Origin of the sequence: Bacillus sp. EE-W1 (genome assembly GCF_009760835.1) — a bacterium.
In the GTDB taxonomy this organism is placed as follows: domain Bacteria; phylum Bacillota; class Bacilli; order Bacillales; family Bacillaceae_G; genus Bacillus_A; species Bacillus_A wiedmannii.
Genome location: NZ_WIPE01000105.1, coordinates 1 through 10,010 on the forward strand (window position 1 = coordinate 1; position 10,010 = coordinate 10,010).

Annotated in this window: 13 protein-coding genes and 1 pseudogene; 2 read left to right on the forward strand and 12 right to left on the reverse strand. The window is 35.9% G+C overall.

From position 1 onward, the window contains the following. Nucleotides 1-189 precede the first annotated feature (189 nt). The 3 genes and pseudogenes from GFJ36_RS25645 to GFJ36_RS25655 form a co-directional block, all read right to left on the reverse strand. Complete coding sequence (locus tag GFJ36_RS25645; RefSeq protein WP_141542775.1) at nucleotides 190-432, reverse strand: DUF3937 family protein; 243 nt, start codon at nucleotides 430-432, stop codon at nucleotides 190-192. A gap of 144 nt (nucleotides 433-576) precedes the next feature. Further along, nucleotides 577-762, reverse strand: a pseudogene (locus GFJ36_RS25650) (hypothetical protein); the annotation flags it as partial. 279 nt (nucleotides 763-1,041) lie between these two features. Beyond that, the gene (locus GFJ36_RS25655) at nucleotides 1,042-1,431 is read right to left on the reverse strand and encodes a hypothetical protein (RefSeq protein ID WP_137012389.1); all 390 of its coding nucleotides are present in this window, start codon (nucleotides 1,429-1,431) and stop codon (nucleotides 1,042-1,044) included. A 151-nt stretch (nucleotides 1,432-1,582) separates the two neighbouring features. Here GFJ36_RS25655 and GFJ36_RS25660 point away from each other — a divergent pair, with 151 nt between their 5' ends. Then, a complete protein-coding gene (locus GFJ36_RS25660; protein ID WP_097891386.1) occupies nucleotides 1,583-1,972 on the forward strand; it encodes a hypothetical protein in 390 nt (129 codons plus the stop codon). Between the two features lie 307 nt (nucleotides 1,973-2,279). On the opposite strand, the gene GFJ36_RS25665 is transcribed toward GFJ36_RS25660, so the two are convergent. Continuing rightward, nucleotides 2,280-2,393 (reverse strand): tail length tape measure protein, encoded by a 114-nt coding sequence (locus GFJ36_RS25665; protein WP_088064738.1) that lies wholly within the window; start codon nucleotides 2,391-2,393, stop codon nucleotides 2,280-2,282. A 55-nt stretch (nucleotides 2,394-2,448) separates the two neighbouring features. Continuing rightward, nucleotides 2,449-2,976, reverse strand: a complete 528-nt coding sequence (locus tag GFJ36_RS25670; RefSeq protein ID WP_088064739.1) for a hypothetical protein — start codon at nucleotides 2,974-2,976, stop codon at nucleotides 2,449-2,451. A gap of 143 nt (nucleotides 2,977-3,119) precedes the next feature. Here GFJ36_RS25670 and GFJ36_RS25675 point away from each other — a divergent pair, with 143 nt between their 5' ends. Further along, nucleotides 3,120-3,767, forward strand: a complete 648-nt coding sequence (locus GFJ36_RS25675; protein WP_048542336.1) for a phosphatase PAP2 family protein — start codon at nucleotides 3,120-3,122, stop codon at nucleotides 3,765-3,767. Between the two features lie 55 nt (nucleotides 3,768-3,822). On the opposite strand, the gene GFJ36_RS25680 is transcribed toward GFJ36_RS25675, so the two are convergent. The 7 genes from GFJ36_RS25680 to GFJ36_RS25710 form a co-directional block, all read right to left on the reverse strand. After that, entirely contained in the window at nucleotides 3,823-4,836 is a 1,014-nt protein-coding gene (locus GFJ36_RS25680; RefSeq protein WP_000666174.1) for a PTS sugar transporter subunit IIC, read from the reverse strand. Nucleotides 4,837-4,858: 22 nt separating this feature from the next. Next, on the reverse strand, nucleotides 4,859-5,809 hold the full coding sequence (locus GFJ36_RS25685) for an L-lactate dehydrogenase (protein ID WP_088608556.1): 951 nt from the start codon (nucleotides 5,807-5,809) through the stop codon (nucleotides 4,859-4,861). Nucleotides 5,810-6,054: 245 nt separating this feature from the next. Next, the gene (locus GFJ36_RS25690; RefSeq protein ID WP_097891384.1) at nucleotides 6,055-6,303 is read right to left on the reverse strand and encodes a spore coat protein; all 249 of its coding nucleotides are present in this window, start codon (nucleotides 6,301-6,303) and stop codon (nucleotides 6,055-6,057) included. 13 nt (nucleotides 6,304-6,316) lie between these two features. Further along, nucleotides 6,317-6,502: a hypothetical protein gene (locus GFJ36_RS25695; protein ID WP_001180550.1), complete on the reverse strand. Its 186-nt coding sequence runs from the start codon at nucleotides 6,500-6,502 to the stop codon at nucleotides 6,317-6,319. 115 nt (nucleotides 6,503-6,617) lie between these two features. Continuing rightward, nucleotides 6,618-7,175, reverse strand: a complete 558-nt coding sequence (locus tag GFJ36_RS25700) for a TetR/AcrR family transcriptional regulator (RefSeq protein WP_097891382.1) — start codon at nucleotides 7,173-7,175, stop codon at nucleotides 6,618-6,620. Nucleotides 7,176-7,178: 3 nt separating this feature from the next. Next, the gene (locus GFJ36_RS25705) at nucleotides 7,179-7,901 is read right to left on the reverse strand and encodes an MBL fold metallo-hydrolase (protein WP_097891380.1); all 723 of its coding nucleotides are present in this window, start codon (nucleotides 7,899-7,901) and stop codon (nucleotides 7,179-7,181) included. A 140-nt stretch (nucleotides 7,902-8,041) separates the two neighbouring features. Next, the gene (locus GFJ36_RS25710) at nucleotides 8,042-9,826 is read right to left on the reverse strand and encodes an acyl-CoA dehydrogenase family protein (RefSeq protein ID WP_000416287.1); all 1,785 of its coding nucleotides are present in this window, start codon (nucleotides 9,824-9,826) and stop codon (nucleotides 8,042-8,044) included. Nucleotides 9,827-10,010 lie beyond the last annotated feature (184 nt).

Genomic DNA, 10,010 nt, shown 5'->3' on the forward strand with positions numbered 1-10,010 from the left:
CATCGGTTTCTTCCTACCGAACATACATCTCAAACCAACATTTATTTAACCATTTCATCCTATAGTCACAAAACCTGGAAACACTTTACATGACAAAGATGTACAGATAAAAGGAACTAACGATTTTGACCGTAATAGTGAGAGTATGCCATGATGTTGAAGAAATTACTGCAAATAAAAAAGACGCATTTAAATGGATGCGTCTTTTTGCGATGTTTCTTTTGTGAAATCATATAAAGCAATTGCGCCTAAAATAACCAATATACTTTCAGGGGCATCTAACAAAATAGTTTTCCAAGTGTCTGATATTAACCATTTAATACCTGCCGTTGATTCAAGATATGCTTGAAAATAACCGATTGTAAACTCAATTACAAATAAACATACAAGTAATGTTAGACCCATTCGAATTAATTTCTTATTTGTAAACATGTAACACCTCTCAAAATTAATTGGGTATTTCTGATTTCAGTTCGTTACATACAAAAATCCTTATATTTAATTTTAACATACGAAAATATCCAAATAAATACAATATGCATACTTGCATATTTCTTGCATATTGAGGAATTACTGTTAATAAAAAGGCCCTACTAGTGTAGGAGAAATAGCTTTAGCAATCCCAACAAGTAATCGCATAAATAACGAAATCATTTGAACCACTATATAGACAATCCCAGCCCTTGAAATAAGGGGAAATCCCTGTTCCTGGCTACCTACCATAATGAATAGCCCGCCGCATAACGCTACAGCGGATGCGATAGAACCAACAGGTAAGAAATTACTGCAAAGAAAAAGCCATGTATACACATGACTTTCATAGCATAATCACTTCTATATTCAATACAAATTAAAGTGAATTATATTTCTTTACTTTTAAAGGAATAGATATTACATATAAATCTATAGCATAAGTAATAATCAAACTCCCTTTTCCTTCATCAGCAAATTTTGCTTGCTGAAACTTTTCTTTTCCCCCATCTCTTTGGAAGCCATTCAAATCCTAAGAACATAATACTAGTCCTCTACTTATTAACTTAACTACTTTTCTTTTTTCCATGATATTTCAAATTCTCCACCATGTTCTTCTGTTATAATTTTAACTTTATATGTATCATCTTTAGACACTTTAATATTATTTTTACTGTTTCCACTAGTAACTTCCAGTATTGTATTATCATTTGAATCTAAAACATAAGCCTTTATGGTTCCTTGCTTAGTTTTATCATCAAAAGAGAATGCCCAACTTTCACCTTTTTTTACATTCATATCTTGAGTTGCAAAACCAGTGAATTTTTTATACTTCCCATCTATACTATTTGAACCTCCATAAACTTTACCACCAACAATCGTTCCCTCTCTTGTAAAACAACCACTAAGAACCACCAAACATAGAACAAATAATAGTGTGTTTTTAATAGTTTTCAACATCATTCCCCCTTATCCTCACAATAAATATCCTCTTATTTACATTTTTTCTTTCATAAAGAAAAATGGACCTATGACCCAGTAAATAACATGATGAATGTTGACAATCCCCTTGTTAGAGTATCATATAAAAAATAAAAAGGAGTAATAAGCAATGAATATTAAAATAGTGGATATATCAGACAAATTATTAGATGGATATAAAGTTTTAGTTCAAGTAGATAGCAATCAATTTATCGCTGAGTGGGATGGCGATAAGCCAGAAAAACACGAAAACTATAATGTAGAAATACATATAGATAATGAATTTATATGGAATACAAATATAACCCTTTCAGATAAAAATGCAAATGCAATAATTCAGAATAGTAAAGGCTTTAAAGTAATTGCTAAGCTAGATTATAACAGTGAGGATAGCTTAGCAACACTAAATATCTACGATAGTATAATACTAATTGATGTAGAAGGAATCGAGCAAGATATAGCAAATGAATGGGTAGAAATGCAGTGCACTTCAATTAAGATATTTAATACTAATTTTTAACAGAAACCCATTACATAACTATGGCATAGTCGTTATGATGTAGTGAGATATAGAAAGAGTAAACGATTATATAAATAAACATGTTTATATGCCTATGAATATCCTACTGCAATTCCTGCTCAAGCAGACATCACTAACCATACCGTAGCCACTCATAACCGCAAGTCCAGTCTCAACAGGAACGATTATTGGCCATACTGAAGCTAAAACTGCTTGCATGCCCACAAACCAATACCAATCGCAAAGGGAGATGTGGAACTAACATTATTACCCCTTGATAAAACGAGCTAATACTGGATGCGCTTCATTAAAACTTTATAATTAAATCTGCAATAGCTGATATAAAATTATAAATCGGTATCATTACAGCAGCGAATGCATCTGGCATACATTGTAAAGCTTTCGTGAGCTTCTCAATCACATTGTTATATGCTTCTACATAAAAAAATAAGAAGCCTCGTTTACAGGCTCCTTCATCATCTATTCAAATAATCTGCAATTGTTTGAAATACGACGATATACATATTATGAATACTTTCTTCAGTATTTCCACCATTGGACAAACCGACTGCCCATTGTTGTCCTTCACCACTTCCGATATTTGCAAAGCCTTGCGTATACATAGCATTTACATCTTTTCGTGCACTGTTATACTCTATCCCCTTTGTAATAAACGTTGAATATGATTTATCTTGCAAACCGATAAAAAATACTGGTTTCTTTAGCGATGAAAATACATTTTTATACTGCTCTGTTGAGGCTTCTTGAAAGTGATCTTTCATTATTAAAAAACCATCCACTTCCTTAGATTTCTTTTCCAGTTCCTCTAACTTCATTTCCTCAAACTTTATATTCCTAAACGTATCTTTCGGCTTTTCTCCAATAACTCCAATTACGAGTGCTCTTCCGTTATATTCTAATTTCTCTCCTTCTTTATCCTTTGCACACCCCGCACTGACTAGGCATATCAATATAAAAAATAAGAAATACGATAAACGCTTCATTTAGCACCCTCCCCTTCTTTTAAGTCAAGTGACAAAAACGTAAGGTGAATTCAAGAAAATGTAAGTAAAATCGATAGCTCAAATGACGTTTCTATATTATAATCAATTGAATTTATTTACATTACTAAACATAGGAGATTATCATGAAGAAATTTAAACTTTCATCTTTTCTTCCGTTAAGTTATATACTTCTACTCGTACTCGTAAGTCCCCTTTACGATGTATTAAATAAATCTACTGTACACGCAGTAGATGTCACAACTGTAGTAGATGATTGGATTCCATTTGTGAAAGCATTTATTATTCCTTATTTACTTTGGTTTCCTTACTTATACGGCGCACTTATTTATTATTGCTTTGCGAATCGAAAACAATATTATGTCACTTTAAGTAGTATAATTCTTGGAAAACTTGCTTGTTTTTCTATTTATTATTTTTGGCAGACAACTGTACCACGTCCAACAGTCGTTGGATCCGACGTATTTTCCGAACTAGTCCGCTATATTTATAGTATCGACCAACCGGTAAACTGTTTCCCTAGCATTCACGTTCTTACTACCTTTGTGATTATGCTAGCTGCCTTTAAACGTAGAGAACAACATGCTTTTGAATATTATATTCTTACCTTCTTCGGTACGCTTATTATTTTATCAACGCTATTTACGAAGCAACACGCATTTGTAGACGCCATTTCTGGAATGACGCTTGCAAGCATACTTTACTTCGGCGTTCAGCTTTTATTAGCAAAAGAAACTGTACGTGTTCCAGTAAAACAAAATCACAAAATGTAAAAAGCAGACTGTGGCTTCCAGTCTGCTTTTCTCTATATAAAAGGAGATTTTCAATTTAAGATTGCGGTACAGTCATATCACCAGAGTGAATACGACCTGCTTTTTTAAGAGCAATGTAAAGTATATAAGAAACAGCTACTGGAATGATGATATAAGTGATTACCATCGCTGGGACAACTTCCCATCCTTCGCTAGAAATTAAATTAATTGGTGCGATAAGAGAACTTAATCCAAGACCTGCAATTTCTTTTCCTGCTTCTAGTTGGAAAATTAATGCGGATACTGGACCAACTATAGCACTGGCGACGACAGTTGGGACGAGAATCATTGGATTTTTAGTGATATTTGGCAACTGTACTTTCGGAGTACAAAGCGCTTGAGCTAATATGCCGCCTAAATTATTTTCTTTCGCTGAGATTACAGAGAATCCGATAAACTGAGCAACGCAGCCTGCAAGAGCAGCACCACCTGCAACACCGTCTAAGCTAAGTGCGATCGCTAACGCAGCTGATGAAGCTGGAGAGATAAGTAATAGTCCCCAAACGACTGCAATAACAATAGAAGCGATGAACGGGCTACCAGCTGAGCTATCTTTAATGAATGCTCCAATTGTATTTAACACAGGAGTAATATTATGAGACAACCAAATACCAACTAAACCAGAACCTAATATTGCCGCAAATGGAACGAGCATCATATCTAACGCAGTTTTTCCACTTAAACGTTTACCAATATATACAGCTAAAGTTGCTGTTAATAATGCACCGATTGGCTCACCTGTTTTAATAATTAGACCTGCTTCAGTAATTGAAATGGATCCAGCACCAATCGCTCCAGCTACCATAGCCGAGAAGATTACAAGACCATTTGCACCGAGCATAAAGGCAATTCCGGCACCAATGGCTGGTGCCATAAGCGATTTTGCAACAACTCCGATTGTAATAAGCAATGGAATATCAACAATTCTTCCTATATTTTCGATTAGTAAACCAATTCCAAGGGATACGAAAATACCTTGTGCGATTCCAGCAGATGCTTTAAATACACGAGACATTATATATTCCTTCATTTGTTTCACCTTCTCCTATAAGTTAGTAACCAATTGTTTTCATATAATCACGTAAAATATCGTTTGATTTTGCGAATCGAGATTCTTCATCCTCTGTTAAGTTTAGTTCTACAATTTCTTTTATACCATCTCTAGTAATAATAGCTGGCACTCCTGTACAAATATCATACTCACCGTACTCCCCATCTAAAATAGCTGATACAGCAATGACACGGTAATCATCGTTAAAGATTGAGCTCGCAATATATGCTAGAGAATTTCCGATTCCGTAATAAGTAGTACCTTTTCGTTTATAAATTTCCCATCCAGCTTTTGCAGTCTTCTCAACAATTTCATCTAAATCTATTTCACCAAATCGGTCTTTTTTCTCTTCTAAAATTTGTAGAATCGGCTTTCCGCCAACAGTTACGTGAGACCAAGCAACCATTTGAGAATCACCATGTTCTCCTAGAGAATACCCATGAATACTACGAGGATCTACATGCAACATTTCAGATAAAATTGTTCTTAAGCGAGAAGAATCTAGTGATGTACCAGTACCGATCACACGATTTCTAGGTAATCCAGATAATTTCCACACTTGATATGTAATAATATCAACTGGGTTCGATGCAAGTAAGAAAATACCATCAAATCCACTTTCCATTACGCCGCCAACAATGCTTTCCATAATCTTCGCACTCGCTCCTAAAGTATCTAAGCGACTTTGTCCAGGTTTTGGTGCTGGTCCTGCTGTAATAATAACGATGTCCATATCTTTGCAGTCTTCATAGCTTCCTGCATATACTTTTGTTCTTGTATTTGTAAAGTTAATGCAGTGTGATAAATCCATTGCTTCCCCAACTGCACGTTCATGATTTATATCAATTAATAATAGTTCTTCGCAAATGCCTTGATTTACAATGGAATATGCACAACTTGATCCAACTAATCCAGTACCGATAATTGCAATTTTTCTTGTATTTCTTTTCATAGCAATCTCTCCTAATTGATCATATAATCTATTTCTTTTGTTCTTTACACTCCTAATTATAGAGATTCCCACGATATAAACCATGGATACTTTGTGAAATATTGAGCAAACTTTTGTCCTTTTTGTGAATTGTTATATTCCATTTTCGTCATATTTGTTACAACTGAAAAAATATTTATTATATATTTATTGACATGCCCAAAACAAAAAAACGAGCGACTTCATTCGCTCGTTTCTTCATCCCATTATTCCGCACTTAATTGACCTTTTAATTGCTGTACAACCATTGGGTTAGCAGGTGCAGCTGGCTTATAATAACTCTTTTGCTTTGCGTACTCATACATATTACGTTGACGCATCTCATCCTGATTACGAATTTGGATTAACGTTTGATGTAACTGTTTATTATCAGACTGAGAAATATAATTTGCATAACTTGTTAAACTTGCATTCAATCCTGCTAAATAATCATTTACCATATCTTTTTCATTCATCTGTCGCTTCCTCCTATCCTAGAAAAGTCATCAATTGCTGTTTCGTATTTCGTGCATCTTGTGCATCCTTTTGTAGCATTTGTTTCAGTTGTGGATCTGTACAAGCCTGTGCGTACTGGTCTAACTTATTAATAATTGTTGCATGTCCACCAATTAAATGGCGTAAGTTTTCTACTTCAAGCTCTGTTAAATTTTGCATAGAATACTCCTACCTTTCTTCATACATTCTCCTTTAGTATTCTGTTCTTTTGAAATCATATACACTAAAAAACCTTAGAATTTCTCCTAAGGTTGCTGACTGTCTCTCTTCTTATTCAATCTTTTATTACATGTAATCCTTTAATAAACGTTTCCAATAATACATGTAAACTTATATCCAAATCTAACGGTAGACCAAATCCCCCTTGCTGTTCAATCGACGCAAACCCGTGACAAATACTTCTGAATCCACGCGTCGCATGAAGTGCATTCTCTCCTTCTAAGCCGTATTGTTGTAAAACATGAAGACAAAGCTTTACAATTCCGTCACCTGCTTTTCTTACTTCTTCATCTCGTAAAAAAGTTGCTTCATACATTCCAGGATGTTTGCGTACGAATGCTACATACGCTTCTCCCAAAGCATGAATTGCTTCATCCATCCGTTTACCCTCGGCCGCTTCTTCCAGTCTGTTATACAGCTGTTTGATTCCGTAAATGCCAAGATTTTTCCGTACATCTTGTAAACCTTTCACATGATTGTATAGCGAGGGGGAACGTACCCCTAATGTTTGCGCTAATGAAGCTAACGTTACTTCTTGTATTCCATTTGTATCTGCAATTTCTGCTGCTGTTTCTACAATTTTCTGTAATGTAAGTCCGATTCTTGGTGACATAAATTAACCCTCTTTTCTACTTTCTATATTCCGCTTAGCTTCCTTAATAGCATGTTTTATGACAGTACCTGGATTCTTTATCATTTTCCCATGTCCTGCCGCAAGTAAGGAAGGCTCATATTCGCTTAGCTTCTCTGCACTTTGTAATGATATTTCTTTGCTCCACGTTGCCATTGCAGGAAACGGAAACCAAAATTTCATTTGTCCCGAAACAGCCATACCTCCTCTTGTTTGGAAGGCATCCCCGACAATCAGAGCTTTATTTCGTACATCAAGAAGCGACATAGAGCCTGGCGTATGTCCCGGCGTCATAATCGCAAGAAGCGATCCAACTCGGTCGCCATCTTCCAATAAAACATCAGGTACCGTTTTTACCTTTTTAGGTACACCGCCTTTTATCGGTATATTCGGTTCATCCTTTTGTAACGTCGTATCTCCTTCTAAAAGCTTTGCGTCCCGCTTAGAAATATAGACTGGAACATTAGGAATCACTTCCTTTAATGCGTCTAATGCACCGATGTGATCATCATGCGCATGTGTTAATACAATCTTAGTAATTGGTTTCCCTATTTTCTCAGCCGCCTGTAAAATTCCTTTTGCGCTATATGGCAAAGCCGCATCAATTAAAGTTAAACCATCTTCTTCCTCGACAAAGTAACAATTCACAGGAAACACTCTTGGCAAAAATGACAATTGATATACCGTTTTTTCATGTATCACTCTCATATTTCCAGCTCCCTTTTCACGAAAACTAATACCATTAGTTTCATTATACTAATGGTATTAGTTTTTTGTCACTAAAATTTTCATTTTTGCAAAAAAAAAAGAAAAGTAGCCGTTTATACGACTACTTTTCTTTACAGCTATTAAACTGTGTAACGCTCATCTTCTAAAATTTTCGCAGCGATTTCACGTTTCTTCGGAATTACGTTAAGTGGTGTGTGGCGAGTTAATTTACGTAATGATGATAACATCATGCGCAGCATGTCGCCGTTTTCAACTGCGATAAGTGTTTCTTTCGCATCTGCTTCGATTTCGTTGAATGCTTCTTGACAGAATACTTCAGTGTATAACACTTTTTGTTTATTCTTTTCAAGACCAGTTGTTTTAATTGCTTTCTCTGTACGAAGAACAGCTGACTCCATTGCGTAAAGGTTGCTTACGATGTCAGCGATATTCACAAGAATTTCTTGCTCTTTATCTAATGCTTTACCGTATTTTTGAGCAGCTAATCCAGCTACCATTAAGCCGATTTTCTTCGCGTTAGTTACTAAATATTTTTGAAGTGCTAATGGCTCATCGCCTACTTCTTCTGGCATCATCATCATTAACTCTTCTTGTAATTTTTGTGCTTTTTGAAGAAGTGGTAATTCACCTTTCATCGCTTTACGTAAGAACGTACCTGGTACGATTAGGCGGTTAATTTCGTTCGTTCCTTCGAAAATACGGTTAATACGAGAATCGCGGTACATTCTTTCAATCTCATACTCTGCCATAAATCCGTAACCACCGTGAATTTGAACACCTTCATCAACTGTATAATCTAGTACTTCAGAACCGAATACTTTATTTAAAGAACACTCGATTGCATATTCAGCGATAGAAGCTGCTACTGCTTTACCGTCCTTTACTTCCTCTTCAGATAATGTGCTCATGCGGCTTTCGAATAAACCTACTGTACGGTATACAGAGCTTTCAGCTGCATATGTTTTCGCTGCCATATTCGCAAGTTTCTCTTGAATTAATGGGAAGCGAGCGATTGGTTGTTTGAACTGTTGACGTTGGTTTGCATATTGTGCTGAAATTTCTACTGCACGTTTCGCAGATCCAACTGTACCAACACCTAATTTATAACGGCCGATATTTAAAATGTTGAACGCGATAATATGACCTTTACCGATTTCACCAAGTAAGTTTTCTTTCGGTACTAATGCATCTTCTAAAATTAACGTACGAGTTGAAGAACATTTAATACCCATTTTCTTTTCTTCTGGGCTTGTAGATACGCCAGCATATTCTTTCTCTACGATAAATGCTGAGAAGTGCTCTCCATCAATTTTTGCGTATACGATAAATACGTCAGCGAATGCAGAGTTTGTAATCCATTGCTTTTCACCATTTAATACGTAATGTGTACCTTCTGCATTTAAACGTGCAGTTGTTTTCGCACCTAATGCATCAGACCCTGAACCTGGCTCTGTTAATGCGTATGCCGCTAATTTTTCACCAGTTGCAAGTAATGGTAAATACTTTTTCTTTTGCTCTTCATTACCGAATAACACGATTGGTAATGATCCGATACCTACGTGAGCACCGTGAGTAATTGCAAAACCACCAGCGCGAGAGAATTTCTCTGCGATTAACGCTGAGCTTACTTTATCAAGGCCAATTCCGCCGTACTCTTCTGGTACGTCAGCGCCTAATAAACCAAGTTCACCAGCTTCTTTTAAAAGACGAACAGAACGATCAAACTCGTGTTGCTCTAAATATTCAAGCTCTGGAAGAACTTCATTTACGATAAAGTCCTCTGTCGTTTTTGCAATCATTTTATGCTCAGATGAAAAATCCTCTGGCGTAAACACTTGATCAATCGTAATCTCATCAACTAAAAAGCTACCGCCTTTAACCGCATTTCCTACTGTTTTTTCCATGAAAATTTCCTCCTTCATATTTTCATAAGCCGCTTCTTTCTTTTTGAAAGAAGCTGGCTCTCAATTTTATTTTTTATAAACCTTTGTTGCTTCCATTCTTTGTATTGGCGGCGTCTCATTTTGAGCGAGCCGCTTCCACTTTTTTTAATCTAGTTCCAGCGGCTAGAATGTTCGGTGGCTTCGC

What these genes read in the sequence shown, in the direction of transcription:
- GFJ36_RS25645 (WP_141542775.1), bottom strand. Translation starts at nt 432, where the DNA reads ATGTTTACAAATAAGAAATTAATTCGAATGGGTCTAACATTACTTGTA.
- GFJ36_RS25655 (WP_137012389.1), bottom strand. Translation starts at nt 1,431, where the DNA reads ATGTTGAAAACTATTAAAAACACACTATTATTTGTTCTATGTTTGGTG.
- GFJ36_RS25660 (WP_097891386.1), top strand. Translation starts at nt 1,583, where the DNA reads ATGAATATTAAAATAGTGGATATATCAGACAAATTATTAGATGGATAT.
- GFJ36_RS25670 (WP_088064739.1), bottom strand. Translation starts at nt 2,976, where the DNA reads ATGAAGCGTTTATCGTATTTCTTATTTTTTATATTGATATGCCTAGTC.
- GFJ36_RS25675 (WP_048542336.1), top strand. Translation starts at nt 3,120, where the DNA reads ATGAAGAAATTTAAACTTTCATCTTTTCTTCCGTTAAGTTATATACTT.
- GFJ36_RS25680 (WP_000666174.1), bottom strand. Translation starts at nt 4,836, where the DNA reads ATGAAGGAATATATAATGTCTCGTGTATTTAAAGCATCTGCTGGAATC.
- GFJ36_RS25685 (WP_088608556.1), bottom strand. Translation starts at nt 5,809, where the DNA reads ATGAAAAGAAATACAAGAAAAATTGCAATTATCGGTACTGGATTAGTT.
- GFJ36_RS25690 (WP_097891384.1), bottom strand. Translation starts at nt 6,303, where the DNA reads ATGAATGAAAAAGATATGGTAAATGATTATTTAGCAGGATTGAATGCA.
- GFJ36_RS25695 (WP_001180550.1), bottom strand. Translation starts at nt 6,502, where the DNA reads ATGCAAAATTTAACAGAGCTTGAAGTAGAAAACTTACGCCATTTAATT.
- GFJ36_RS25700 (WP_097891382.1), bottom strand. Translation starts at nt 7,175, where the DNA reads ATGTCACCAAGAATCGGACTTACATTACAGAAAATTGTAGAAACAGCA.
- GFJ36_RS25705 (WP_097891380.1), bottom strand. Translation starts at nt 7,901, where the DNA reads ATGAGAGTGATACATGAAAAAACGGTATATCAATTGTCATTTTTGCCA.
- GFJ36_RS25710 (WP_000416287.1), bottom strand. Translation starts at nt 9,826, where the DNA reads ATGGAAAAAACAGTAGGAAATGCGGTTAAAGGCGGTAGCTTTTTAGTT.